The organism is Bartonella tribocorum CIP 105476 (assembly GCF_000196435.1).
Lineage (GTDB): Bacteria > Pseudomonadota > Alphaproteobacteria > Rhizobiales > Rhizobiaceae > Bartonella > Bartonella tribocorum.
In genome coordinates, this window is the sequence record NC_010161.1 from 1,284,372 (window position 1) to 1,310,230 (window position 25,859).

Below are 25,859 nucleotides of genomic sequence, written 5' to 3' on the forward strand. Positions count from 1 at the left end.
GAAATCAATAAGTTAAGTAAGTACGATAATTAGCAATATCACGAAAAAGTGGACTATCAATTTCAGAAGGTGGTAAAATTTCTCCGGTAATCCATGTGAGTAAGTCGCGATCATCAAAAGACATAATATATTCAAGTTCAGAGAGCGTTTTATCATTCATCCCTGTGATATGAGCATCAACATAATGTCCAAAAATGAGATCCATTTCACGAATACCGCGATGCCATGCACGAAAAATCAACCGGCGACGACGCGCATCCAATTGATTTTTGTCAACGACAAAAACTGTCATAAAAAGTCTCCTTGAATAAAGTAGTATAAACTATTCAATTTGTTGTATAAAATTTGTATCTTACCTTTAAGGAAGTTCTATAATCTTTTGTTCTTTAAGTGTAATTCGACGATGCATTTGCTTCGCCAAAGCGTAATTATGTGTTGCAATAAGAGCAGAAAGACCAGACTGACGAACCAGAACAGATAAAGCTTGGAAGACGTAAGCTGAAGTTACGGGATCAAGATTTCCTGTAGGTTCATCAGCCAAAAGAACCGAAGGACCATTTGCTACGGCACGCGCAATAGCAACACGTTGTTGTTCTCCTCCCGATAACTCTGAGGGACGATGGTTAGCACGATGCGAAACACGCAGATACGTCAATAATTTACGCGCACGATCTTCTGCTATGGACTTTTTTAATCCTGCTATCATTTGCGGTATCATGACATTTTCTAAAGCCGTAAATTCTGGAAGTAAATGATGAAATTGATAAACAAAACCAATATCATTTCGTCTGATAGTTGTTCGCTCACTATCAGAACGCGTTGCACAAGAAACGCCTCGTAACAATACATCACCAGCTGTTGGTTTTTCTAATAATCCAGCAATATGAAGAAGTGTTGATTTTCCAGCACCAGATGGTGCAACAAGGGCGACAAGCTCTCCACGATTAAGAATAAAATTCGCTTTATCTAAAACAATGAGCGGCTTATGACTCTCAAAAAAGCGCCTTTCAATCTCTACAAGCTCTAAAATGGCTGTCATTATTCATACCTCAAAGCTTGTACGGGATCTAGCTTAGCAGCACGCCATGCTGGAATAAGAGCAGCAAGAAATGACAAAAATAAAGCCATGATAGCAACCAAGACTGTCTGTTTCCACTCAATTTGTGCAGGCAATTTTGTCAAAAAATAAAGTTGAGGATTAAAAACATCGACATTAAATAACCAAGATATAAAGTCTTGGATATGATTAATATTTACAGTCGCGATAACACCTAAAATTAAACCCAATATCGTTCCAATAAAACCAATCATCATTCCTGTGATGATAAATATACGCAAAATTGCACTCTGTTGGGCACCCATCGTGCGTAAAATTGCGATATCATGACTTTTATCTTTTACGAGCATAATAAGACCTGAAATAATATTTAAAGCAGCAACAAGAACAATCAGAGAAAGAATGAAAAACATCACATTCCGTTCAATCTGTAAGGCTGAAAAAAAAGCCTGATTGCGTGTACGCCAATCAATTAAATAGACTTGTTGATCAACTGCTTTTTCTACAACGGGTTTTATTTGATCAACAGCATCAGGATCGTTTAGAAATAATTCTAAAGACTGAACCTTATCTCCCAAATTAAAGAACATTTGTGCTTCATGGAGCGGCATAAAAACAAAGATTGAATCATATTCAGACATACCCACTTCAAAAATAGCAACAACTTTATAAGCTTTTACACGTGGAGTAACGCCAAAAGGAGTCTCATCACCATCGGGGGTAATAATACGAAGATCTCTCCCAACTGTAAGCCCCAATTTTTCTGCTAAACCACTTCCAATTGCAACACCTTCTTCTTCATCAAACCGTGAAATCGATCCTAATTTAATGTTCTGAGAGACTGTTTTAAGTTTTTCTAGATCTTGTTTGCGCATACCACGAACTAAAGCGCCAGAGCCGCCTTGAACTTCACCTTGGACAAGCGCTTGCCCCTCAATAACAGGCAAAGCAAACTTCACACCATTTGTAGCTTCTAAAGAAGAAATAAGAGTCTTATAATCAGAAAAGCCAGAATCGACTGTTTGAACAATAAGATGCCCATTCATACCAAGAATGCGATTGAGAAGTTCTGTACGAAAGCCATTCATTACCGCCATAACAACAACCAAAGCGAATACGCCCAACATAATCCCAATAAGAGAAATAATTGAAATAACAGATGCAACAACATGCTTTTTATTGGGAATCATATAACGAAAAGCAATCATCCACTCATAAGATGAAAACCATTTGTTTTTCAGCCTCTTCATAACATTTCCTATTAAAGTATAGAAAGTTGGCTGAGTACATCTTCAACCTTTAGAGATTTTTTTGCGCCTGTTTTTCGATCTTTAATTTCAACCTCATTGTGTGCAATGCTGTTAGGACCAACAATAATTTGCGTTGGCAAACCAATCAAATCCATTGTTGCAAATTTTGATCCAGGACGTTCATTTCTATCATCTAAGAATGGATCAAAACCAGCATCCTTTAATCCCTGATAGAGAAACTCACATGCCTGTGTACATTTTTCATCATCAGGCTTCATATTGATAATCCCAAAATCGAACGGTGCCATCGACTTTGGCCAAATAATCCCCTTTTCATCATGAGAAGCCTCAATAGCAGCCGCAACAAGACGCGAAGGCCCAATCCCATAAGACCCCATAGAGACCACATGCTCTTTTCCATCTTGTCCCATAACTTTTGCTTCCATTGGGGCAGAATATTTAGTACCAAAGTGGAAAATATGCCCAACTTCAATACCACGCGCTGAAAGACGATTTTCTTCAGAAAGTCTAGCCCACTCTTCTTCATTATGCATTTCTTCTGTCGCTGCATAAAAAGATGTCCACTGTTTAACAGTATCATCTAAAACAGCTTTATCACTAAAATCAATTGAACTATTGGGAACGCTAAGTTCAAGAAATTGTTTATCACAAAAAATAGCACTCTCTCCCGTTTCAGCCAAAATGATAAATTCATGACTAAGTTTCCCCCCTATTGGACCTGTATCTGCACGCATGGGAATGGCTTTTAAGCCGAGGCGCGAAAAAGTGCGTAAATAAGCCACAAACATACGATTATAAGATGTTTTAGAGCCTTCATAATCAAGATCAAAAGAATAAGCATCTTTCATTAAAAATTCTCGTGCCCGCATCACACCAAAACGTGGGCGAATTTCATCACGAAATTTCCATTGAATATGGTACAAATTAAGTGGAAGATCTTTATAAGAACGAACATAGGAACGAAAAATATCCGTCACCATCTCTTCATTGGTTGGACCATAAAGTAAATCACGCTTTTGACGATCTTTAATGCGGAGCATTTCCAAACCGTAATCATCATAACGACCGCTTTCACGCCAAAGATCAGCGGATTGAATTGTAGGCATCAATATTTCTATTGCACCAGCACGTTCTTGCTCTTCACGAATAATTTTACAAACTTTATCAAGCACTTTTTTTCCCAAAGGAAGCCAAGAATAAATCCCTGATGTTTGTTGTCGAATCATCCCAGCACGCAACATGAAGCGATGAGAAACAATTTCTGCTTCTTTAGGATTCTCTTTTAAAAGAGGAAGGAAATATTGAGAAAGACGCATTGAAATAATTAACTCCTACACAGATCTATCATATTGGAACAATTTAATATACCCTCTATTCATCTATAGCCATATTCTGAACACTTGCAAACATAACGCTCTTATTGTTTAGAAATTTGTTGTGCTTTATTCTCTATTTTTCTTATTGAGCAATAAAATCAAAAATACCCTTCTCTTTTTAAATAACGTAATGGAAATGCTTTATTTTGATCGATGTAAAAAAACTGTACAGAGAGGTTTTTTTTGCCAAATTTCATCAACAGCCGCTCTCACTGCACGTCGTGTTGCCTCTTGAATAAGTTCATTATTTTTTCGTTTCATGTGTGGGATGTTATAAACTGTATTTTCTACAGTATCTAAAAGAATGTCTTTCAAACTTTCCCCCTTTCCATTACTCTCAGGGAGTCCAAACATGCTTAGACCGATATCATCTAATAACTCATGTTTGCTATTCATATGGAGAGAAACAGCAACATGACCAGCATAACTTAATTTTCTACGTTCACGAATTCCTAGCTCATACTCATCTCCAAGAAGACAGCCATCCTTATAAATACGGACAACAGGCACTTGATCAATAACTTCTACAGGCGCTGGTGCAAGACGCAGCATATTACCATTTCTAATATCTCTAACAACTTTAATACCTGCTTGACGTGCTAAAGCGGCTTGAGCAGTAAGATGTATCGCCTCACCATGGACAGGAACAAGTATGTGTGGCTTTATCCAATCATACATCTGTAAAAGTTCTGAACGACGGGGATGACCTGAAACATGAACAAGTGCATCTTCATTCGTAATAACTTCAATACCCAAATCAATGAAACGATTTTGTACCTCAATAATCGCTTTTTCGTTTCCTGGAATACTTCGTGATGAATAAATAACAGTATCACCAGTGGAAAGCGCAATATTCCTCATTCCCTCCCGTGACAGTTTAGCCAAAGCAGCACATGGCTCACCTTGGCTCCCTGTGACAATTAAAACAAGTTCTTTTCGTGGGATGTAACCATAATCATCTTCCGTTACAAATGGCGCTAACCCATCCATATAACCAAGCTCTTGTGCAATCATAATACTTCGCTTAAGGGAGCGCCCAATGATAAGCACCTTACGCCCAGCAGCTTCAGCGGCAAGAGCAATAGAACGTATCCGACCAATATTAGAAGCAAAAGTTGCTATTGCAACACGCCCTTCAGCTTTCGAAATAATCTCAGAAAGACTGGTTTGAACCTGCTGCTCTGATGGAGATATACCATCCCGACACGCGTTTGTGGAATCACAAAGCAATGCTAAAACACCTTTATTGCCTAAAGCTCGAAATCTTTTTTCATCCGTTACAGCCCCAAGTGAAGGGGTATGATCAATTTTCCAATCACCAGTATGAACCACAGTCCCCAAAGACGTTGTAATGGCTAAAGATACAGATTCTGGTATCGAATGGTTAACAGCAATAGCTTCTATGGCAAAGGGACCAACCTGAAAACAATTGCCTGCTTGAAAAATATTGAATGACATTTTACGAGATTCAAAATCTGATTGCCTTTTACTTTCCAATAACCCTGCCGTAAAAGCTGTACAGTAAAGTGGAACTTGTAACTTTGGCCATAAATCGAGAACAGCCCCATAATGATCTTCATGTGCATGTGTTAAAACAAGACCACGTATATTGTGTTTTTCACTTTCTAGAAAACGAATATCAGGGAGAATAAGATCAACTCCTGGTAATTCAGAACCAGCAAAACTAACGCCCATATCAACAAGCAACCATTCACGAAGATTTTGGGAGCCAAATCCATAAGCCGCCAAATTCATTCCTATTTCACCTACACCTCCCAGAGGTAAAAAAACAAATTCACATCTATTGGTTGCAACCATAAACATCTCCCAAATCATTAAGATAATCTGATGATAAAATAATTTTTTAATAACGACCTGCATTAACAGAAGCAGCTGAACCAAAATGAACATCTCCAGCTGTTATAATAGCTGTCTGACCATTTTTTTGTTTTATGATGCAGTTAAAATCACAATCAAGACCATCAAAAATACCCTCAATGATTTTTTCATCATTTACTACTTTGACATGTTTTCCAAGGTGAGCAGAATATAAAAGCCATTTATTTCGGATTATTTCACATCCTTTGGGTTGTTTCCAAAGAAGGTAATTTCTAGAAAAAGATTCTGTCAAAACCGTAAATAACTGTTCTGCCTCAACATGCAAACCGATATTCTGTAAGCTGGAAGTGGGATAGGGTGCATCTTCATAATTATATTTCACATTTATTCCAATACCAATAACCAAAGCATATTGTTGTGATGGCAATTGTAAAATCTCGAGCAAAACTCCAGAGCTTTTCGCTCCTCTGAGCAAAATATCGTTGGGCCATTTTAAGCTCACAATATTGTTTGATTGCTTTTCATCTTTTATAAATTGTTTTATTGCCTCTGCCACACTTACTCCAGCAACAAAACCAAGCTGAGCAGCAGTTTGATGAACAATATCATCAATTAACAATAGACTAGAATAAAGGTTCCCTTTTGGACTAGACCAAGTCCTCCCTCTTCTCGCTCTTCCCTGTGATTGTTCTTGTGCAACAATCCAAAGATAACCTTGATGACCAGTTTGCGCTTTTCGTTGCGCAATGAGATTTGTGGAATCAACACTTTCGTACGATTCAACAGTGTATCCTTGTTTCTGTGCGAAATCTGATAAAATGTAAACCATATTCATTAAAACAATGCGGCTGCTGCTTTTTCTGCTAATTCAGCAAACCAAATTCCAAAAAAGGTGTAAAATAAAATAAATAATGCAGAAAGACCAAGACAAGACTGAAGCTCTGTTGATAAAACAACGAAATGCGCTTTTGCGTCATCAAACCACATAATTTTAATGACTCGTAAATAGTAAAAAGCTCCAATGACGGAGGCTATCATACCGACAATAGCAAGTGGCGTCAGACCTGCATGAACAGCAGCAGAAAATGTATACCACTTCCCAAAAAAACCAGCCATAGGTGGTATACTGGCTAAAGAGAAAAGCTGTATTGTCATGACAATAGCCATAAACGGATTTGTCTTTGCTAACCCTGAAAGATCATAAATATTTTCAACATTGCCACTCTTCGAGCGCATTCCAAGAATAAAAGCAAATGAGCCAAGAGTGACACCAAGATAAATGGTCATATAAAGAATAACACTTTTTATTCCTAGCATATCGCCAGCCGATAAACCAACAAGTGCATACCCCATATGACTGATCGACGAATAAGCCATTAAACGCTTAATATTATTTTGACCAATTGCAGCAAACGCACCAAGTATCATTGATGCAAGTGCCATGAAGATCAAAATTTGTTGCCATGCTGGCATCGCACTATCAACATGCCCTAGGGGAATGAAGGTCATCACAATAATACGGATGATTAAGGCCATTGCAGCGACTTTAGGCGCTCCAGCAAAAAATGCTGTAATCGGTGTTGGGGCACCTTCGTAAACATCAGGTGTCCACATATGAAATGGAACAGCAGAAATTTTGAAAGCCAAACCAGCTAAAATAAAAACAATTCCAAAAATAACCCCTAATTGTAAATTTTCACCTTTTAAAGCAAGAGCAATTTCGTGAAAACCAATTTGACCGGTAAAACCATAAAGCAAAGAAATACCATAAAGCAGTAACCCTGAAGATAATGCTCCTAAAACAAAATATTTTATACCAGCTTCAGAAGATTTTACATTATTACGATTAATCGCTGCTAAAACATATAAAGCTAAAGATTGTAGTTCTAACCCCATATAAAGCGATAGCATATTACCTGCTGAAATCATAAACATCATGCCAAGAGTTGCTAAAAGAACAAGCACTGGAAATTCAAATATATTAAACTTTTGCGCATTGGTGAAACCAACAGATATAATAAGAGAAAAGAGTGCACCAATGAGCATTAAAATTTTCATATAACGACCAAAGGAATCAATAATGAGGGCATTGGTTTGAAATAAACCACTTTTCGGAAAAACAATGAGAATAATAATGGTTGCCACAAGAAGAGCGATGGCTAAACCTGTCACTGTTAAAGAAGCACGTGCATTGGAATAAACACCAATCACAAGTAACATGATTGCTCCTAATGCAATTAAAACCTCCGGAAGAATTAAGACTAATTGTGTTATTATTTCACTTTGCATAAGAATTCTTCCCTTATCTAGTGTAGTTTATTGATGAGGGCTTCTACGGAAAACGCCGTCACTTTAAGAAGTGGCGTTGGATAGATACCAAAGAATATTATAAGAATAACCATCGGATAAAGAATAAATTTTTCCCTTGAAGAGAGATCTATCAGTACTTTTAAATTTTCTTTATCCAAGGAGCCAAAAACCACGCGCCGATAAAGATAAAGAGCATAAGCTGCTGACAAGATAACGCCTGTTGTCGCTAAAACAACAATCAATTTATTCACTTGAAAAACACCTATTAAGGTTAAAAATTCACCCAAAAATCCTGAAGTTCCAGGGAGTCCAACATTTGCCATGGTGAAAATCAAGAACACAACAGCATATTTAGGCATATTATTTACTAAACCACCAAATGCTGAAATTTCACGCGTATGCAAGCGATCATAGATCACCCCAACACAAAGAAATAAAGCTGCGGAAACAATTCCGTGCGACAGCATTTGATAAATCGCCCCTTGTATCCCCTGTTCATTCGCAGCAAAAATACCCATCGTTACATATCCCATATGCGCTATTGAGGAATATGCAATAAGTTTTTTGATGTCACTTTGAACAAGTGCAACCAATGAGGTATAAATAATAGCGATAAGCGATAATGTAAAAACAAAAGGTGCAAAATCTGCTGAAGCGATAGGAAACATAGGTAAAGAAAAACGAAGAAAACCATACCCACCTAATTTAAGTAAGACACCGGCTAAAATAACAGAACCTGCTGTCGGTGCCTCCACGTGCGCATCAGGAAGCCAAGTATGAACTGGCCACATTGGCATTTTAACAGCAAAAGAAGCAAAAAACGCAAGCCATAACCACATTTGCATATGAGCAGGAAACTGATAATTGAGTAAAGTTGGTATATCAAGTGTTCCAGCTTGCCAATACATAGCCATAAGAGCAACCAGCATAAGTACTGACCCCAGTAAAGTATATAAGAAAAACTTGATACTTGCATAAACACGACGCGCTCCACCCCACACCCCTATAATGATAAACATTGGAATGAGGCTACCTTCAAAAAAAACATAAAATAATATTGCGTCAAGAGCACAAAAGACTCCAATAATTGCAACTTCAAGAAGAAGAAAAGCAATCATATAAGCTTTTAATCTCTCTTTAACATTCTCCCAACTCGCTAAAATACAGAAAGGCAAAAGAAAAGCCGAGAGAACAATAAAAAGGATAGAAATGCCATCAACCCCCATATGATAGCTAATGCCATTCCCTAGCCAATTGAATTTTTCAACCATTTGAAAATTTGGATTGGTAGAATCAAACCCTATCCAAATAATTAAAGAGATAATAAAAACAAATATCGTCGTAAAAAATGCGACATTCCGTATATTATGGCGCGCAACTTCACTATCATCTTTGATGAACAAAATCAGAAGCACACCAACAAGCGGCAAAAATGTAACCGTAGAAAGAATAGGCCAATCAATCATTGGTTTGCGCCCCCGATCATCATCCATGTAATGAGCAATGCAATGCCTATAAGCATTGCAAATGCATAGTGATAAAGATAGCCCGTCTGTATTCGAACAACTCTGTTTGTAATATCAATAACACGTGCTGCAATACCATTCGGACCTAGACCATCAATAATTTTACCGTCTCCTACTTTCCAAAGAAAGGAACCAATTCTAAAGGTCGGACGAACAAATAAAAAGTTATACAATTGATCGAAATACCATTTTTGGTAAAGAAAGTGATACACTCCCGGCATAATACGAGCCACTTTCTTGGGAAGAGATGGAAAAGAGATATAAAATAAGTAGGCGAACATGAACCCAAGAACCATTGCTATAAATGGTGACCATTTCACCCAATTAAAGACATGGTGAGCATCATGAAGAATATGATTGTGGCTGCTTGTAAACAATGCTCCCTTCCAAAAAGCATCATAGAGGTCACCAAAAAAGTAAGGTTGGAAAACGACACCAGCAAATATTGCTCCAATCGATAAAATAAAGAGTGGAATTAACATCACTGGAGGCGATTCATGAACATGATGCATAACATCAGCAGTTGCCCGTGGTTTTCCATGAAATGTCATAAAGATAAGCCGCCATGAATAAAAGCTCGTCAATAAAGCAGCAAAAACAAGAAGATAAAAAGCATATCCTGAAGCAATATTATGGGATGCAAAAGCAGACTCTATAATTGCATCTTTTGAGAAAAAACCAGCCGTCCCGAAAAGTGTTCCTGGTATTCCAACACCGGTCAATGCAATGGTCCCGACCATCATCATCCAATACGTGACCTTTATATGCTTGCGTAACCCACCCATTTTTCGCATATCTTGTTCATCAGATACAGCATGAATGACAGAGCCCGCACCAAGAAACAGTAAGGCTTTAAAAAAAGCATGGGTAAAAAGATGAAAGACAGCAGCACCATAAGCCCCAATACCTAATGCCACAAACATATACCCAAGTTGAGAACATGTAGAATAAGCAATAACACGTTTAATATCATTCTGCACCAACCCCACAGTTGCTGCAAAAAATGCCGTTGTAGCTCCAACAATAATAATCACGGTCAAAGCAATTGAAGATAGTTCAAAAATTGGCGACATACGCGCAACCATAAAAACACCTGCCGTTACCATTGTAGCGGCATGAATAAGCGCTGATACAGGGGTTGGTCCCTCCATCGCATCAGGAAGCCAAGTATGTAAAAGAAATTGTGCTGATTTTCCCATCGCACCAATAAATAATAAAAGACATGTAATGGTAAGTGCCGCCTGTCCATCAAGCTGCCAACCTAAAAATGTCATATTTTGTATAAAGCTACTGTCTGCAGCTTTTGCAAAAATAGAGGCAAAATCAACCGATTGGAATAAAACAAAAATACTAAATATTCCTAAGAGAAAACCAAAATCTCCAACACGATTGACCACAAAAGCTTTCATTGCAGCCTTATTCGCAGAATCGCGCTGAAACCAAAAACCTATAAGCAAATAAGAAGCAAGTCCTACACCTTCCCAGCCAAAAAACATCTGAATCAAATTATTGGATGTCACCAACATAAGCATCATAAATGTAAACAAAGAAAGATAAGAAAAAAAACGGGACCTTGAAGGATCATGGTGCATATAACCAATTGAATAAATATGCACCAATGCCGAAACACTGTTTACAACAATAAGCATGACAGCTGTTAATGTATCAATATGGAAAGCCCAATTAAAACTTAAATTACCAACAGCGAGCCAATGTAATACTAATACATCAATTGCTGGAGTATGACCAAGTGCAAGATTGAAAAATGCTATCCACGACAATATGGCAACAATCACCATAAAGCTACATGTTATCAATTCACTCGCACGATCTCCTATCGTTTTTCCGCCTAGCGCGGCAATGAGAAAACCCAAAAGCGGAAGAAAGACAATCGTATAATACATCACTGGTTAGCCTTTCATTACGTTAACATCTTCAACTGCAATGGAACCACGATTACGGAAAAAAACGACAAGAATTGCTAAACCAATAGCCGCTTCAGCAGCTGCTACGGTTAAAACAAATAAAGCGAATATCTGACCAACGAGATCATGAAGAAATGCTGAAAATGCAACAAAATTAATATTAACTGAGAGTAATATAAGCTCAATGGACATCAAGATAATAATCACATTTTTTCTGTTGAGAAAAATTCCAGCAATACCAATTGTAAACATCAAAGCAGAAACAGTGAGATAATGCGTAATATCAATATACATATCTATAGCCCCCCTTAAATACCTTTACCTGATTCAACTTGCTTGATTTCAATAGCACTTTCTACCGTTCTAGAAACTTGCTTCGCAATAGATTGTCGCTTTACGCCTGATTTATGACGAAGTGTTAAAACAATAGCACCAATCATTGCAACCAATAAAATTATCCCAGCAATTTGAAAATAAAAAACATAATCCGTATAGAGAATATCCCCTAATGCCTGTGTGTTTGTTCGCTGCCCTAAGTCAGGCATTGGTTGCGTAACATGTGTTCTTAAGACTGGAGAAAAATGGCTACTCACAAAAACAATAATCAACTCGATAGCAATAATAACGCCGATAAGAGCTCCAATAGGTGCATATCGAAGAGTCCCACTCTTTAACTCAGCAAAATCAACATCCAGCATCATAACGACAAATAAAAATAAAACAGCGACAGCTCCAACATAAACAACAAGCAGAATAAACCCCAAAAACTCTGCTCCTGCAAGCAAAAATAAAGCCGCTGCATTAAAAAATGCAAGGATTAAAAACAAAACAGAATGCACAGGATTGCGTGCTGTAATAACAATCACTGCACTTGTTAGCATAATAAAAGCAAACAAATAGAAAAATGCCGCCGCTAGATCTGTTAGCATAGGCTTCTCCTTAATTATCCAAACAATTGGTACAAAACTTTCATACCAGATTACAATTTATCGGAAAATTATCCGACACCTCATTTAACGATACACTTAACGATAAGGCGCATCCATCAATATATTTCGAGCAATTTCTCGCTCCCAACGATCTCCATTCATTAAAAGCTTTTCTTTATCATAATAGAGTTCTTCACGCGTTTCTGTTGCAAATTCAAAATTTGGACCTTCAACAATCGCTTCTACTGGACAAGCTTCTTGACAAAAACCGCAGTAAATACATTTAACCATATCAATATCATAACGAACTGTTCTCCGTGTGCCATCATTCCGTCGCGGACCCGCTTCAATTGTAATCGCTTGTGCGGGGCAAATTGCTTCACACAATTTACAAGCAATACACCGTTCTTCACCATTCGGATAGCGACGCAGTGCATGTTCACCACGAAAACGCTGAGACACAAAACCCTTTTCATAAGGATAATTAATCGTAGGCTTTGGCGAAAAAAATTGACGCATAGCTAAGAAAAAAGCGCTCACAAATTCTAATAGAAGGAGTGACTTTGCCGCCTGAATAAAACCTGACATCGTAAAATCTCCTTTTAAACAAAATTCGTAAATTTTAAAAACGCCGCAGTTATCACAACCATCGCTAGCGAGAGAGGAAGAAAAACCTTCCAACCAAGCCGCATGAGTTGATCATAGCGATAGCGTGGAACAAATGCTTTAACGATAGCAAACCAAAAAAATACAAAACAGACTTTTAAAACAAACCAAATAACACCAGGAATCCAATTAAGCCACCAGACATCCAAGGGAGGAAGCCAACCACCTAAAAACAGAATGGTTGTTAATGCGCACATTAAAACAATAGCAACATACTCACCAAGAAAGAAGAGCATGTAAGGCGTTGAAGAGTATTCTACCATATGACCAGCAACAAGCTCAGACTCCGCTTCCACCAAATCGAATGGAGGACGGTTTGTCTCTGCAAGCGCGGAGATAAAAAATATAATAAACATTGGAAAAAGGACCAACCAATTCCAATCGAGAAAACTGTTAAAAGGAAGACCTAGAGTTGTACCAAGACCTTGACCTTGTTTAAGAACAATTGTTGTGAGATCCAACGAACCACTTATTAAAATAACGGTTACCAGTACAAAACCAATGGAAACTTCATAAGAAACCATTTGTGCCGCCGAACGCAGAGCTCCCAAGAAAGGATATTTTGAATTTGATGCCCATCCTCCCATAATAACGCCATAAACTTCAAGAGATGAAATGGCTAAAATGTAAAGCAAGCCGACATTAATCTTCGCAACCTCCCAGCCCTCGCTGACAGGAATAACAGCCCAAGTTGATAAAGCAAGTGTCGCTGAAACAAAAGGAGCTAAAAGAAAAACCCCCTTATTTGCACCTGCTGGGATAATAGGTTCTTTCACAACAAATTTAATTAAATCTGCAAAAGACTGCAGTAATCCCCACGGACCAACAACATTGGGACCACGCCGCAATTGTACCGCAGCCCAAATCTTTCTATCCGCATAGAGAAGATAAGCAACTAAAACCAACAGAACGACCAAAAGAAGAAGTGTTTTTCCAACGATAATAAGGAATGGCAACAGCCAAGTCATAAAGAAATCATACATCATTATTCCTTTTCTTTTGCCCTTACTCTACAGCTTGCATAGCACGGCTTTTTGCAAGAGATGAACATTCAGCCATAACGGCAGAAGCACGTGCTATCGGATTTGTCAAATAAAAGTCTTTAACCATAGAAGTAAATGTTTGACTCTCTAGACAAACTATTTTTGAACCAAGCGCCTTAAGATCACTTATATCAGAAGGCATTATATCATCAACCGCATCAAGATGTGGATAATCATTAAACAAACATTGTCTTAATTGAGAGAGAGAATCAAAGGGGAGCCTTTGTCCTAAAACATCCGATAAGGCACGCAAAATAGCCCAATCTTCTTTTGCTTCACCTGGAGCAAAACCAGCCCGATTTGTCATTTGAACACGCCCTTCTGTATTCACATAAAGCCCTGATTTTTCTGTGTAGGCCGATGCAGGCAAAATAACATCAGCAGCATGTGCACCATTATCACCATGACTACCAATATAAACTTTAAAAGCTTTTATATTGGCCAATTCCACTTCATCAGCACCAAGCAAAAATAAAACTTCACAGGTTTTAAGAATATTTGCAACCCCAAGTTGAGATATAAAACCTATGTCCAACCCTCCAACGGTCGATGCTGCATTATGAAGCACCCCAAATCCATTCCATTCTTCACTAAGAGCACCAATATTATCAGCTAATTTAGCAAGAGTTTTTAAAACAGATAATCCTTCATTTCCTGAAATTGCTCCCTCTCCGATAAGAATAAGAGGTCTCTTTGCTTCTTTTAAGACATTTAAAAAAGCACCCTCTCCACGAATAAGTGCATTTAATGCATCACTCCCAGCTCCAAGATAAAAATAAGGATAACGTAAATCGACTTCCTCTCCAATAAGCGCGATAGGAAAATTTCCCATTCGTTGGCGCTTTAAAATACGCGCATTTAAAACAGCAGCTTCATGGCGTGGATTAGAGCCCACAATAAGTAGAGCATCAGCTTGTTCAATTCCCGCAATTGTAGGATTAAAAATATAGCTCGAACGCCCAAACTCTGGCGATAAAGCAATCCCTTTTTGACGACAATCAAAGAGTTTTGACCCCAACGAGAGCAGTAATGCTTTAAGGGCATACATTTCTTCAACAGAAGCAAGATCTCCAGCAATAGCTCCAATTTTTTCTGGTAAGATTTTAGAAACGACGGTTTTAATTTTTGTAAAAGCTTCTTCCCAACTGACAGGTTGAAGTTTTCCGTCTTTACGTACATAGGGTCTATCAAGCCGCTGTGTCCGTAATCCATCCCAAATAAAACGCGTTTTATCAGAGATCCATTCCTCATTTACATCTTCATTCGTACGCGGCATAATCCGCATCACTTCACGGCCGCGACTATCAATACGAATAGCACTGCCAAGGGCATCCATCACATCAATTGATTCCGTTTTCACCAATTCCCACGGACGTGCATGAAATGCGTAAGGTTTTGAAGTTAAAGCTCCCACTGGACAAAGATCAATAACATTTCCCTGTAATTCAGATGTCATAGCTTTTTCAAGATATGTCGTAATTTCAGCATCTTCACCACGACCGATCAAACCAAGCTCAGAAATACCTGCGACTTCCGTTGTAAAACGAACACACCGTGTGCAATGAATACACCGTGTCATAACAGTTTTGACAAGAGGCCCAATATATTTATCTTCTACAGCACGTTTATTTTCTGTATAACGAGAACAATCTCGCCCATAAAGCATTGCTTGATCTTGAAGATCGCATTCTCCACCTTGATCGCACACTGGACAATCCAAAGGATGATTAATGAGAAGAAATTCCATAACCCCTTCGCGTGCTTTTTTTACCATCGCCGTATTGGTAAAAATTTCTGGTGCTTCACCGTTAGGCCCTACCCGTAAATCACGAACCCCCATCGCACAAGAAGCCTGAGGTTTTGGAGGACCACCCTTGACCTCAACCAAACACATGCGACAATTGCCAGCAATTGATAAAGACTCATGAAAACAAAAACGTGGAATTTCTGCTCCAGCCGCCTCAGCAGCCTGAAGCAACGTGTAGTAATCAGGGACTTCAATCTCTTTGCCATCAACTTTGATATTTATCATCACCCATCCAACCTGCGGATAATCCACTTAAAATTTGCATTCGGTTGCTCTTAAAAAAAATCTTTCTATCCCACTGCTTCTAAAGCAATATTTTTTCTTTGCACGACATTTCGCGTGTATTCATCAATTCTACGCTCGATTTCCGGACGGAAATTACGGATTAACCCTTGTACAGGCCATGCTGCCGCATCACCAAGTGCACAGATCGTGTGCCCTTCCACCTGTTTAGAAACCTCAAATAACAGATCAATTTCACGCTTCTGCGCTCTTCCCTCAACCATACGTCCTAAAAGGCGCATCATCCACCCTGTACCTTCACGGCATGGCGTACACTGACCGCAACTTTCATGCTTAAAAAAAGCCGATATCCGCCAAATCGCCTTGATAATATCGGTTGTTTTATCCATCACAATCACACCCCCTGTGCCAAAAGAAGATCCGACATCGCGCATCCCATCAAAATCCATGATTGCATCAACCATATCCTCACCGCGAACAACCGGACAAGAAGCACCACCTGGAATAACGGCTAAAAGATTATTCCATCCGCCACGAATACCTCCCGTATGTTTTTCAATTAATTCACGGAAAGAAACACCCAGAGCTTCTTCAAAGGTACAAGGGGCATTCACATGCCCAGAAACCATAAATAATTTTGTTCCAACATTATTTGCACGCCCAATTGATGAAAACCACGAAGCCCCTCGACGTAAAATCGTTGGAACAACCGCTATCGATTCAACATTGTTGACGGTTGTTGGACAGCCATAAATCCCCATATTTGCCGGAAATGGTGGTTTGAGACGAGGTTGACCTTTTTTCCCTTCAAGACTTTCGAGAAGTGCTGTTTCTTCACCACAAATATAAGCACCAGCCCCATGATGAATAATAATATCACAAGCATGACCATATTTTGTTTTTTTTCCAAGCAAGCCTGCTTCATAACATTCATCCACAGCCGTTTGAAGCGCTTCACGCTCACGAATATATTCGCCACGAATATAAATAAAAGCGACATTCGCCCCCATTGCAAAAGTAGCAATTGCACATCCTTCAATCAAAGTATGGGGGTCATGTCGTAAAATATCGCGATCTTTACATGTCCCAGGCTCTGATTCATCAGCATTAACAACCAAATAATGAGGACGACCATCATTCTGCTTTGGCATGAAGGACCATTTCATTCCAGTAGGAAAACCAGCACCACCACGACCGCGTAAACCTGACGCCTTCACCTCATCGATGATCCAATCACGCCCCTTATCAATAATCTCTTTCAGACCATTCCAATGCCCACGCAACATCGCAGCCTTTAATGACTTGTCTTTTAAACCATAAATATTGGTGAAGATACGGTCTTTATCAGTTAGCATACCTCACCTTTTTCTCTCTTACCCTTAGCATTTTTAGCTTTTCCTCAAATGCAATTTTAAAAAATTTCTTAAAACTTTCTGCTTTTCAAAAAAATATTTAACTAAGATTCTATACCCTTATGATCCTTTTTCTTTGAAGATTTGAGAGATTTCCTTTTTTCTTCATCCTCAAGAAGAGATGTTAAACCACTAATTGGCTCCGAAGATTGGCGGCTGTTTTGTGGACCAACCGCTATCTCAGAACCCTTTCCTGCCCCAAATGCATCAATAATCTCTTCAAGGCGTTCAGCTGTGAGATCTTCATAAGTATCTTTAAAAATCATGACCATAGGAGCATTAACACAAGCGCCAAGACACTCCACCTCTTCCCATGACAATGTTCCATCTTGATTTGTCGTAAAAGGTTCATGATGAATTTTTTTCTGACACACTTTAATCAATTCATCAGAACCACGTAACATACAAGGAGTCGTACCACACACTTGAATATGCGCTTTTGTTCCTACAGGCTTAAGCTGAAACTGAGTATAAAAAGTAGCAACTTCTAGGACACGAATATACGCCATAGAAAGAATTTGAGCAATATGCTCAATTGCAGCACGTGTCACCCAACCATCTTGCTCTTGTGCACGCATTAATAACGGAATAACAGCCGATTGTTCGCGCCCTACAGGATACTTTTCTATAGTACTTTTCACCCATATCTGATTTTCCTTTGTAAAAGAAAATTCTGTGGGCTGATAGACATCATCTGCAAGACGGCGTACGGACATTAGCGATCAACCTCCCCAAAAACAATATCAATCGAACCCAAAATAGCGGTAGCATCCGCCAACATATGACCTCGGGTTAAAAAATCCATAGCTTGAAGATGAGCAAACCCAGGAGCACGCAACTTAACACGATAAGGCTTATTGGTTCCGTCAGAAACAAGATAAACACCAAACTCACCCTTTGGCGCTTCTACTGCAACATAGACTTCTCCAGGAGGCGTATGAAAACCTTCCGTATAGAGTTTAAAGTGATGAATCAGCGCTTCCATTGAGCTTTTCATCTCAGACCGCTTTGGTGGTACAATTTTGCGATCCAAACTTGAAACTGGGCCATTCTTTTCAGCACCAAGTAATCGTTCTACGCATTGACGCATAATTTTCGCTGATTGACGCATTTCTTCCATACGAATAAGATAGCGATCATAACAATCACTATTTTTACCTATAGGAATATCAAATTCCATTTCATCGTAACATTCATAAGGCTGGCTTTTACGCAAATCCCATGGCACACCAGCACCACGGATCATAACCCCAGAAAAACTACGTGCCCAAGCTTCGTCAATACTGACAATACCAATATCCACATTACGCTGCTTAAAAATTCGATTTGGTGTCACAAGCGCATCAAGTTTTTCAAGAGAAACAAGAAACGGATCAATAAAATTACCAATGTCTTCAACTAAAGATTCCGGTAAGTCTTGATGCACACCACCGGGACGAAAATAATTAGCATGAAGTCGAGCGCCACAGGCACGCTCATAAAAAATCATCAATCTTTCACGTTGTTCAAATCCCCAAAGTGGTGGTGTCAAAGCACCAACATCCATCGCCTGTGTCGTTACATTAAGCAAATGATTAAGAATACGCCCGATTTCAGAAAATAAAACACGTATTAACTGTCCTCTTTTAGGAACTTTAATATTCAATAACTTTTCAATCGCAAGAACAAAAGCATGTTCCTGATTCATAGGAGCAACATAATCTAAACGATCTAGATAAGGACCCGCCTGAAGATAAGTTTTTGTTTCCATTAATTTTTCGGTGCCGCGATGTAATAACCCAATATGTGGGTCTACACGCTCAACAACTTCACCGTCCAACTCCAGAACCATGCGCAAAACACCATGCGCTGCAGGATGCTGCGGACCAAAATTGATATTAAAGTTTCGAACATTGACCTCAGCCACAATCAACCCCTTGCTTTTTTAAAAACTTCATATCAAATATAAAAAAAATCTATCATACTAAAAACATTTCATTATTTAAGAAACACACTACTCTCATGTAACGCCTTATCAAAACCAATCTTATTTTTTTTCATCTTCTTTTCCATCACAAGGTAAAACATATTGTCCTCCTTCCCAAGGAGAAAGAAAATCAAAATTACGCATTTCTTGGCGCAAAACAACGGGTTCATAAATCACCCTCTTTGCTTCATTATCATAACGGCATTCAACAAATCCTGTCACAGGAAAGTCTTTGCGTAAAGGATATCCTTCAAACCCATAATCTGTTAAAATCCGTCTCAAATCCGGATGACCTGAAAATAAAATCCCATACATATCATAGGTTTCACGTTCATACCACTCTGCACCAGGATAAACCGTACAAGCTGAAGCAACAGGCGTATTTTCATCTGTGCGAACTTTGACACGTAAGCGCAAATTCTCACGAGGAGATAATAATTGGTAAGAGACATCAAAGCGCTTATCGCGAGAAGGATAATCCACACCACTAATATCTGTAAGATTAATAAATTGACAGTGAGAATCATCACGAACAAACATTAAGACATCAGTAATTGCATCAAGACGTGCCACAATGGTTAATTCACCAAAAGCAAAAACGGTCTCCTCAAGCTTATTTCCTAACTTGTTTTTCAAATAAGTAGCAAGTTCAACCAGTGATTCATCCATCATGATACGAAAACTCTCTATCGCTCTATGGATCCGGTACGACGGATTTTTTTCTGTAACAACAGTATGCCGTACAATAATGCCTCTGCTGTAGGCGGACAGCCTGGAACATATATATCGACAGGAACGATACGATCACATCCACGTACCACTGAATAGGAATAATGATAATACCCACCACCGTTTGCACATGATCCCATAGAAATCACATAACGTGGCTCTGGCATCTGATCATACACTTTTCTTAAAGCAGGCGCCATCTTATTTGTTAGAGTCCCTGCGACCACCATCACATCGGACTGTCGGGGGGAGGCTCGTGGTGCATATCCAAAACGCTCATTGTCATAATGAGGCATTGAGCATTGCATCATTTCAATAGCACAACAAGCCAAACCAAAACTCATCCACATTAAAGAACCGGTACGTGCCCAAGTAATCAAGGCATCTGCTGAGGTAACTAAAAAACCCTTATCTGATAATTCAGCATTAATATCACGAAAAAACCTATCATCTGATCCTATCAGTTCACCAGTATTGGGATCAATGATTCCTTTTGGTTTTGGAGCTGTAATCGTTGAATTATTAGATCTTAATTCCATTCAAGAGCCCCTTTTTTCCATTCATATATAAATCCAATAGTCAAAATCGCTAAAAACACAATCATCGACCAAAAGCCAAACATACCTATCGATTTGAATGAAACAGCCCAAGGAAAAAGAAAAGCGACTTCAAGATCAAAAATAATAAACAAAATTGAAACCAAATAGAAACGAATATCAAACTTCATGCGTGCATCACTAAATGAATTGAAACCACATTCATAAGCCGATAACTTTTCAGGATCGGGAGAACGATATGCTACAATGTAAGGTGTAATCAACAAAACCCCAGCAATAACCGCTGACACAATAATAAAAATCAAGACTGGCAAATAAGAGCTCAATAAATAAGCCATAACCCTCTTCCATCGTAACAAAATGCCTAAGTTTAACACAATGACTCGATATTGCGAGATAAACAGACAAATTCAACAATAATCGCTCTATTAATTCTACTCATACTGCTTGAAAGGTATACAGAGCGATACTTTTCTTATCGGCATAGGTAACGCAGAGCAACAAAAGACGCAAGTCCTATTCTTATAAACCATGTAAAAAGGAAGAAAAAACGTATCCCTCCTAAATCTTAGACACTCTACCCCCTAATTCATAGCACATGAATATCTTAAAAATTTCATAAGGAAACATAAAATGGCGCGAGTGACGGGGCTCGAACCCGCGACCTCCGGCGTGACAGGCCAGCACTCTAACCAACTGAGCTACACTCGCGCATTTCTTTCTAACCAATTCATTATTGGTATAAAGGGTCGTGTAAGGGGTTCATACGTTTATGTCAAGCAGACTCATGCATTTTTTAAAAAAAATCATCAAATACAATCTTTATTCTTGCGTTTGCAAAATTTTTTCCTTAATAGAGAGTGCCTATTCAATTGCTGATCATTGGCATTGGGCGATTAGCTCAGCTGGTAGAGCGCCTCGTTTACACCGAGGATGTCGGGAGTTCGAGTCTCTCATCGCCCACCATTTCTTTTGTTTTGCAAACAAATTTATTGGTTCTACACATACTCGTGAGTGAGTAGATAGGTTTTTAAATCTGTTTGTTAAAATTTATGCTCTTTAGCTCGTGCGCAATTAGCATTTTTAAGTTCCATTCTTGAAGAACTATGCAATACCTTAACGAACGTTCTAGCATTTTTACCTCTATATCACTATCACTCAAAGAATTAAAAACTTCGTTGTGAAAGCTTTGATTCTTTCATAAAAGGATCTCTCCCTATTGATCTAAGTGTATCGCTCAATAAGCTTTTTCTTCTCAACTTCTTGCTAATCTTACAGCAAAAAGCGTTATAAATATATCCAATTTTCAGTCACGATTGGGCTTGTAAGAAATTTTATACTGTCAATGCAATTCTTGCGTAAAACTCTATTCAAGTAGTGTAGAATACAAAAAATCACTGTTAATCAATAAAAATTTTGCTGTGATTCTAGCTGAATTTTTCAGTTTTTTCTCTATGAGAGTAAACCAGCTGTTTTTTTTCAAGCTATTCTTTAACTGTATGATATACTCAAATATTTTTATTAAAAAAATTAAAATCCTTTAAAGAGTTCTTTATTAAATTATACTTATTTAAAACCAATACAAACTTACCTTGAATAATATGTCATTCTTATAAATTTATCTCTCATAAACTGTCAAAGCAATAACATTTTCTTTTCGAAAAATATGAACGATTTAAATAGAATAAATATCTGGAAAGGTAAAATAATTGAAAAATATATGTTTGCAAAGAATTTAACATAATTTATCAAACATCTCCAACTGAACATATCTTATCATTATGAATAATGATTGTCAGAAATTTTTTAAATATATTGCTTTGTAAAAAACTTTTAGACAAGAAAATGAAATGATAAATGTCATTTTTTCAGAAAAAATTATTATTTTTAAAAGTAAAATGATTAGCTAACACACTCGAAGAATTAACTTATGAGGAATTATTTTACTTGAATCTCAAATAACTTTACAAAAAACGCTTTAGAATGCGTATTAAAATGATTGACCTTTTGTAAGAAGTTTGTCAAAAAGCATATCTAATTTGGAGGGGTGGCCGAGCGGTTTAAGGCACCGGTCTTGAAAACCGGCGTGCAGGAGACTGTACCGTGGGTTCGAATCCCACCCCCTCCGCCACAGCGCTGTAGCTTGCCAGCGTGTTTTGTATATTTTGACACTATGTTTTGTACCAATTTATTTTCTTTTAGATGATTTTAAGAGGTTCTCAAAGGGTCTTCAATGTAGCTTGCCAGCGTGTTTTGTATATTTTGACACTATGTTTTGTACCAATTTATTTTCTTTTAGATGATTTTAAGAGGTTCTCAAAGGGTCTTCAAAGACCTTTCAAAGATTGTTTAAATCCCTTTAATAGATCTTTTTCTCTTCTCCTAAATATCACAATTGGTAATGATGAGTTCCTTTGCCGGAATCGCATTATTTGACAAATTACAGGAATAAATTGTTCTTACCTCTTTTATATGGAATTGACTGAAGGTTTTTCGAATCTCTGGCACATCATTGAGAGAGAGAAGAAACTTCCCCTTTAATTGTGCAAGCAGCATAGACATCGTCTGGTAATCCTCCCGCTTAAACAAGTCCTTGCCATAATAATCCTCAACACCAAAATAAGGTGGATCAAGATAAAACAAGGTATTTGGCCGGTCATAACGCACAATAAAATCAGACCAATCTAAATGTTCAATGATAACTCTCGCTAAACGGCGGTAAATAAGCTTTAATATACCTTCAAGTTTGAAGGGATTAAACCGTGCACACCGGTCTGTCTCAACTCTAAACGTACGCTCTGCTACTTTCCCACTAAAACTTAAACGCTGCAAATATAAAAACCGCAAAGCCCGTTCTAAATCCGTAAGCGTTTCTGGATTTTGTGTCTGTAAGCGTTCAAACGTCTCACGGCTGCTTATTTGAAACGCTAACAGTTCTATAAAAGGGTGATAATGGCGTTGTAACACCCGAAAAAAATTCACCACATCTCCTGAAAAATCATTGATAATTTCAGTTGATGGTATCAGTTTCCGTCTAAAGAATATTCCACCCATACCAACGAAAGGCTCGGCATAAATGCTATGTGGAATATCTTCAATGATTTTGACAATGGTTTTGGCTAATCTTCTTTTGCCCCCAATATAAGCAGCAGCTGGTGAAATAGGTTCAACAGATTTTAATTTTTCCTTATGAAGTATATCCATTATTTTTTAACACTCTTTCATCTATGTTAACCGTCTTCTCATTGCTTTAAGTGATAAGAAGTAGCTGTGATGTTAAGTTAAGTTGCATCGGACGGGGTTGTCGCAAAACTTTCTCCCGTTGCCTGGGTGACCAGCCCAGCCTCTATTTTTGTTCCTTTCCTTGATTTGGTGCCTCAAAGGTAATTTCTGTTGTGTAACCGCTTTGTTTTTCATAGCGGTGGGTGACGGTAGCGGCTTTCCATGACCCATTAATTTCTTTACGGAACCCTTGAAGCAGCAGCGGTTGATCCGCCATGATTTCAGGGCGTCCCGCAAGAGTTAAGGAGCCACTGCCTACAGCACGGCATAAGCGATCCGACTCGGAGGCAGCCGCCGCTTGTGCTTCTTCTTGACTTGGATAACAACTGCGCAGACGACGTACGGGACCAGTAAACCCTGTTTGATGCTTGACTTGGCATTGTTGCCCTTTTGCGCGATCAAAATAAGAAGTTTCGATGGTGCCGTATTGGGTGCGCGGCTCTAGGGTGAATTCCCAGCTGGAACAGTCATGCTTATGGATGTCGAGTGCTGGTAAATTATCCCCGCTTAAAAATAAAAACTTATGGTCTTTGATTAAAAAACGCGCCCGCATGCGGTCCGCAAGGCGGGTTAAAAAGTCAACCGCCGATTGATCGGTGCGCACCACATAAGGCAAGGTTTGTTTGGTAAATTGTGGACTGACCTTTGCTTGATAACCATGGCGTTTGGCAAGGGCCTCAACAATCTCAGCAATGGTTTTGTGGTCAAAATGTTCACTCGCCTGTTCTTTAAGTTCTTTGCGCATCGAGGCACTTTTGCCACAAAGGCGTAAAATCTCTCCATCACTGCCCCCAATACTCACCACCGACTCAACAACAAAACGCCCCATAAAGGCACGGATGCTGTTTTGATAGCCAAAGGTGACATGGAGTGCGCTGTTACTGGAGGGAATCTCTAAATCATTGCCACTATCATCAAACTCCGCTTCAAATGTATCGGCTTCATTGCCCACATGATCGGTAATGGTTGCCGTTAAAAGACGCTGGTAAAAAACCTCATGGACAAGATTCTCCCCCACCCTCACCTCAATAAAAGGATGTGTGCGCATTAATCCCATAGCCTTTTGACCACGCTGTTCTTTTCACATGATAAAAATTCAGGCAGAATGACCTTTAAGCCCCGCGGCAACAGAGCACCATACCCTGCAATACCTGGATTGGCTTGCAAAGTAGCTTCACAATAACCTTTGATCGCTCCAACTTGAGAACGGTCTCCTAATACAGCCATAGCATGTTGAAAGCAGATTAGATCAAGACTCATATCCTCTAGCTCTACCACGAGATGCTTTTCTGGTATCTTCATGGCGTTTCTCCTCCTTGGGAATATTGATCATATCCCTCTTGGTATTGTCCTTGCGGTTTTCCACCATCGAAAAACGGTAACAAGCTAATGGCATAGCGAATACGCCCCGATTGACCAGAGCGACTGATGTAATCATGGTCTTTCGTGACACTGGTGATCACTACAGATCCATGGAGAATGGCACTATAGCCGTTGTCACTCATCCAACGAATCATCTGAACGGGCTTGGCTGCACGAATGGTTCTGGTGATGGCATCTATCGCTACCCGGTCCCCAAACTCTTCTGGAAACAACACCCCGTGGATGGTTTTGGGATCATTGCCATAGCCGGTAAATTGCAAACCAGGAGCCTCACCAAAACGCTCTAAGCAAACCCAGGAGGCAGAGAACTCTTCCTCAAACGATTGGAAATTAAGCCAGTCTACATAAAAGAGATGTGGACCTAACATCAGCAAAGGATCTCTCATAGACGCCCTCCCATTGATTGTATCCCTTCCAGCACGTCATTTCTTTCGAAACGTATCATTGCATCTCTCCTACCATTGCGCCATCCTAGCACTTCATCCCTCCCCTCATTGTGTTCTTTCCAGCACGCTGTCTTGTCCCTTATTCTGTCGTC

General features: G+C 38.9%; 24 protein-coding genes and 3 tRNA genes. 2 read left to right on the top strand and 25 right to left on the bottom strand.

Features of this window, described 5'->3' with window-relative positions:
- Positions 1-4: 4 nt before the first annotated feature.
- The 21 genes from BTR_RS05690 to BTR_RS05790 form a co-directional block, all read right to left on the bottom strand.
- Complete coding sequence (locus BTR_RS05690; protein WP_012231771.1) at positions 5-292, bottom strand: FAD assembly factor SdhE; 288 nt, start codon at positions 290-292, stop codon at positions 5-7.
- Positions 293-358: 66 nt separating this feature from the next.
- On the bottom strand, positions 359-1,039 hold the full coding sequence (locus tag BTR_RS05695; protein ID WP_012231772.1) for an ABC transporter ATP-binding protein: 681 nt from the start codon (positions 1,037-1,039) through the stop codon (positions 359-361).
- Positions 1,039-2,307: a lipoprotein-releasing ABC transporter permease subunit gene (locus BTR_RS05700; protein WP_012231773.1), complete on the bottom strand. Its 1,269-nt coding sequence runs from the start codon at positions 2,305-2,307 to the stop codon at positions 1,039-1,041. The genes BTR_RS05695 and BTR_RS05700 overlap by 1 nt, the downstream gene beginning before the upstream one ends.
- Before the next feature lie 11 nt (positions 2,308-2,318).
- Complete coding sequence (gene proS, locus BTR_RS05705; RefSeq protein ID WP_012231774.1) at positions 2,319-3,644, bottom strand: proline--tRNA ligase; 1,326 nt, start codon at positions 3,642-3,644, stop codon at positions 2,319-2,321.
- A 201-nt stretch (positions 3,645-3,845) separates the two neighbouring features.
- Positions 3,846-5,522: a ribonuclease J gene (locus tag BTR_RS05710; protein ID WP_012231775.1), complete on the bottom strand. Its 1,677-nt coding sequence runs from the start codon at positions 5,520-5,522 to the stop codon at positions 3,846-3,848.
- 46 nt (positions 5,523-5,568) lie between these two features.
- Positions 5,569-6,378 (bottom strand): biotin--[acetyl-CoA-carboxylase] ligase, encoded by an 810-nt coding sequence (locus BTR_RS05715; protein ID WP_012231776.1) that lies wholly within the window; start codon positions 6,376-6,378, stop codon positions 5,569-5,571.
- On the bottom strand, positions 6,378-7,832 hold the full coding sequence (gene nuoN / locus BTR_RS05720) for an NADH-quinone oxidoreductase subunit NuoN (protein WP_012231777.1): 1,455 nt from the start codon (positions 7,830-7,832) through the stop codon (positions 6,378-6,380). The genes BTR_RS05715 and nuoN overlap by 1 nt, the downstream gene beginning before the upstream one ends.
- A gap of 17 nt (positions 7,833-7,849) precedes the next feature.
- Entirely contained in the window at positions 7,850-9,319 is a 1,470-nt protein-coding gene (locus tag BTR_RS05725; RefSeq protein WP_012231778.1) for an NADH-quinone oxidoreductase subunit M, read from the bottom strand.
- Positions 9,316-11,283, bottom strand: a complete 1,968-nt coding sequence (gene nuoL, locus BTR_RS05730) for an NADH-quinone oxidoreductase subunit L (RefSeq protein WP_012231779.1) — start codon at positions 11,281-11,283, stop codon at positions 9,316-9,318. Before nuoL ends, BTR_RS05725 begins: the two co-directional genes overlap by 4 nt.
- A 6-nt stretch (positions 11,284-11,289) precedes the next feature.
- On the bottom strand, positions 11,290-11,598 hold the full coding sequence (gene nuoK / locus BTR_RS05735; RefSeq protein ID WP_012231780.1) for an NADH-quinone oxidoreductase subunit NuoK: 309 nt from the start codon (positions 11,596-11,598) through the stop codon (positions 11,290-11,292).
- A 14-nt stretch (positions 11,599-11,612) separates the two neighbouring features.
- Complete coding sequence (locus BTR_RS05740; RefSeq protein ID WP_012231781.1) at positions 11,613-12,233, bottom strand: NADH-quinone oxidoreductase subunit J; 621 nt, start codon at positions 12,231-12,233, stop codon at positions 11,613-11,615.
- Between the two features lie 96 nt (positions 12,234-12,329).
- Complete coding sequence (nuoI, locus tag BTR_RS05745; protein WP_004860049.1) at positions 12,330-12,821, bottom strand: NADH-quinone oxidoreductase subunit NuoI; 492 nt, start codon at positions 12,819-12,821, stop codon at positions 12,330-12,332.
- Positions 12,822-12,835: 14 nt separating this feature from the next.
- On the bottom strand, positions 12,836-13,882 hold the full coding sequence (gene nuoH / locus BTR_RS05750) for an NADH-quinone oxidoreductase subunit NuoH (RefSeq protein WP_012231782.1): 1,047 nt from the start codon (positions 13,880-13,882) through the stop codon (positions 12,836-12,838).
- A gap of 22 nt (positions 13,883-13,904) precedes the next feature.
- The gene (nuoG, locus tag BTR_RS05755; RefSeq protein WP_012231783.1) at positions 13,905-15,974 is read right to left on the bottom strand and encodes an NADH-quinone oxidoreductase subunit NuoG; all 2,070 of its coding nucleotides are present in this window, start codon (positions 15,972-15,974) and stop codon (positions 13,905-13,907) included.
- A 65-nt stretch (positions 15,975-16,039) separates the two neighbouring features.
- Positions 16,040-17,347 (bottom strand): NADH-quinone oxidoreductase subunit NuoF, encoded by a 1,308-nt coding sequence (nuoF, locus tag BTR_RS05760; protein ID WP_012231784.1) that lies wholly within the window; start codon positions 17,345-17,347, stop codon positions 16,040-16,042.
- 101 nt (positions 17,348-17,448) lie between these two features.
- Positions 17,449-18,120, bottom strand: a complete 672-nt coding sequence (gene nuoE, locus BTR_RS05765; protein ID WP_012231785.1) for an NADH-quinone oxidoreductase subunit NuoE — start codon at positions 18,118-18,120, stop codon at positions 17,449-17,451.
- Positions 18,120-19,310: an NADH-quinone oxidoreductase subunit D gene (locus BTR_RS05770; RefSeq protein ID WP_012231786.1), complete on the bottom strand. Its 1,191-nt coding sequence runs from the start codon at positions 19,308-19,310 to the stop codon at positions 18,120-18,122. The genes nuoE and BTR_RS05770 overlap by 1 nt, the downstream gene beginning before the upstream one ends.
- 120 nt (positions 19,311-19,430) lie before the next feature.
- Entirely contained in the window at positions 19,431-20,042 is a 612-nt protein-coding gene (locus tag BTR_RS05775) for an NADH-quinone oxidoreductase subunit C (protein ID WP_012231787.1), read from the bottom strand.
- Positions 20,043-20,056: 14 nt separating this feature from the next.
- Positions 20,057-20,638 (bottom strand): NuoB/complex I 20 kDa subunit family protein, encoded by a 582-nt coding sequence (locus BTR_RS05780; RefSeq protein WP_012231788.1) that lies wholly within the window; start codon positions 20,636-20,638, stop codon positions 20,057-20,059.
- Positions 20,629-20,994, bottom strand: a complete 366-nt coding sequence (locus tag BTR_RS05785; RefSeq protein ID WP_012231789.1) for an NADH-quinone oxidoreductase subunit A — start codon at positions 20,992-20,994, stop codon at positions 20,629-20,631. Before BTR_RS05785 ends, BTR_RS05780 begins: the two co-directional genes overlap by 10 nt.
- Positions 20,995-21,290: 296 nt before the next feature.
- A tRNA-Asp gene (locus tag BTR_RS05790) sits at positions 21,291-21,367 on the bottom strand.
- A 179-nt stretch (positions 21,368-21,546) separates the two neighbouring features.
- On the opposite strand from BTR_RS05790, the gene BTR_RS05795 reads away from it, so the two are divergent.
- Positions 21,547-21,622, top strand: a tRNA-Val gene (locus BTR_RS05795).
- A 1,075-nt stretch (positions 21,623-22,697) separates the two neighbouring features.
- A tRNA-Ser gene (locus tag BTR_RS05800) sits at positions 22,698-22,787 on the top strand.
- Positions 22,788-23,038: 251 nt separating this feature from the next.
- On the opposite strand, the gene BTR_RS05805 is transcribed toward BTR_RS05800, so the two are convergent.
- The 4 genes from BTR_RS05805 to BTR_RS05820 all read right to left on the bottom strand — a co-directional run bounded on the left by BTR_RS05805 (position 23,039) and on the right by BTR_RS05820 (position 25,707).
- Positions 23,039-23,860 carry a DNA adenine methylase gene (locus tag BTR_RS05805; protein WP_012231790.1) on the bottom strand — a complete coding sequence of 274 codons (822 nt, stop codon included), beginning with the start codon at positions 23,858-23,860 and terminating at the stop codon, positions 23,039-23,041.
- Positions 23,861-24,002: 142 nt separating this feature from the next.
- The gene (locus BTR_RS05810; RefSeq protein WP_012231791.1) at positions 24,003-24,986 is read right to left on the bottom strand and encodes a phage late control D family protein; all 984 of its coding nucleotides are present in this window, start codon (positions 24,984-24,986) and stop codon (positions 24,003-24,005) included.
- Positions 24,986-25,240 (bottom strand): tail protein X, encoded by a 255-nt coding sequence (locus BTR_RS05815; protein ID WP_012231792.1) that lies wholly within the window; start codon positions 25,238-25,240, stop codon positions 24,986-24,988. Before BTR_RS05815 ends, BTR_RS05810 begins: the two co-directional genes overlap by 1 nt.
- Positions 25,237-25,707 carry a phage tail protein gene (locus BTR_RS05820; RefSeq protein ID WP_012231793.1) on the bottom strand — a complete coding sequence of 157 codons (471 nt, stop codon included), beginning with the start codon at positions 25,705-25,707 and terminating at the stop codon, positions 25,237-25,239. The genes BTR_RS05815 and BTR_RS05820 overlap by 4 nt, the downstream gene beginning before the upstream one ends.
- Between the last annotated feature and the right edge of the window lie 152 nt (positions 25,708-25,859).

Excerpts from the sequence above, each read along its gene's own strand:
- BTR_RS05820 (WP_012231793.1), bottom strand. The coding sequence starts at position 25,707 with ATGAGAGATCCTTTGCTGATGTTAGGTCCACATCTCTTTTATGTAGAC.
- BTR_RS05785 (WP_012231789.1), bottom strand. The coding sequence starts at position 20,994 with ATGGCTTATTTATTGAGCTCTTATTTGCCAGTCTTGATTTTTATTATT.
- BTR_RS05775 (WP_012231787.1), bottom strand. The coding sequence starts at position 20,042 with ATGATGGATGAATCACTGGTTGAACTTGCTACTTATTTGAAAAACAAG.
- nuoH (WP_012231782.1), bottom strand. The coding sequence starts at position 13,882 with ATGTATGATTTCTTTATGACTTGGCTGTTGCCATTCCTTATTATCGTT.
- nuoG (WP_012231783.1), bottom strand. The coding sequence starts at position 15,974 with ATGATAAATATCAAAGTTGATGGCAAAGAGATTGAAGTCCCTGATTAC.
- nuoK (WP_012231780.1), bottom strand. The coding sequence starts at position 11,598 with ATGTATATTGATATTACGCATTATCTCACTGTTTCTGCTTTGATGTTT.
- nuoF (WP_012231784.1), bottom strand. The coding sequence starts at position 17,347 with ATGCTAACTGATAAAGACCGTATCTTCACCAATATTTATGGTTTAAAA.
- proS (WP_012231774.1), bottom strand. The coding sequence starts at position 3,644 with ATGCGTCTTTCTCAATATTTCCTTCCTCTTTTAAAAGAGAATCCTAAA.
- BTR_RS05810 (WP_012231791.1), bottom strand. The coding sequence starts at position 24,986 with ATGCGCACACATCCTTTTATTGAGGTGAGGGTGGGGGAGAATCTTGTC.
- nuoL (WP_012231779.1), bottom strand. The coding sequence starts at position 11,283 with ATGTATTATACGATTGTCTTTCTTCCGCTTTTGGGTTTTCTCATTGCC.
- nuoE (WP_012231785.1), bottom strand. The coding sequence starts at position 18,120 with ATGTCCGTACGCCGTCTTGCAGATGATGTCTATCAGCCCACAGAATTT.
- BTR_RS05805 (WP_012231790.1), bottom strand. The coding sequence starts at position 23,860 with ATGGATATACTTCATAAGGAAAAATTAAAATCTGTTGAACCTATTTCA.
- BTR_RS05740 (WP_012231781.1), bottom strand. The coding sequence starts at position 12,233 with ATGCTAACAGATCTAGCGGCGGCATTTTTCTATTTGTTTGCTTTTATT.
- nuoN (WP_012231777.1), bottom strand. The coding sequence starts at position 7,832 with ATGCAAAGTGAAATAATAACACAATTAGTCTTAATTCTTCCGGAGGTT.
- BTR_RS05700 (WP_012231773.1), bottom strand. The coding sequence starts at position 2,307 with ATGAAGAGGCTGAAAAACAAATGGTTTTCATCTTATGAGTGGATGATT.
- BTR_RS05690 (WP_012231771.1), bottom strand. The coding sequence starts at position 292 with ATGACAGTTTTTGTCGTTGACAAAAATCAATTGGATGCGCGTCGTCGC.
- BTR_RS05710 (WP_012231775.1), bottom strand. The coding sequence starts at position 5,522 with ATGGTTGCAACCAATAGATGTGAATTTGTTTTTTTACCTCTGGGAGGT.
- BTR_RS05780 (WP_012231788.1), bottom strand. The coding sequence starts at position 20,638 with ATGGAATTAAGATCTAATAATTCAACGATTACAGCTCCAAAACCAAAA.
- BTR_RS05725 (WP_012231778.1), bottom strand. The coding sequence starts at position 9,319 with ATGATTGATTGGCCTATTCTTTCTACGGTTACATTTTTGCCGCTTGTT.
- BTR_RS05815 (WP_012231792.1), bottom strand. The coding sequence starts at position 25,240 with ATGAAGATACCAGAAAAGCATCTCGTGGTAGAGCTAGAGGATATGAGT.
- BTR_RS05715 (WP_012231776.1), bottom strand. The coding sequence starts at position 6,378 with ATGAATATGGTTTACATTTTATCAGATTTCGCACAGAAACAAGGATAC.
- BTR_RS05695 (WP_012231772.1), bottom strand. The coding sequence starts at position 1,039 with ATGACAGCCATTTTAGAGCTTGTAGAGATTGAAAGGCGCTTTTTTGAG.
- nuoI (WP_004860049.1), bottom strand. The coding sequence starts at position 12,821 with ATGTCAGGTTTTATTCAGGCGGCAAAGTCACTCCTTCTATTAGAATTT.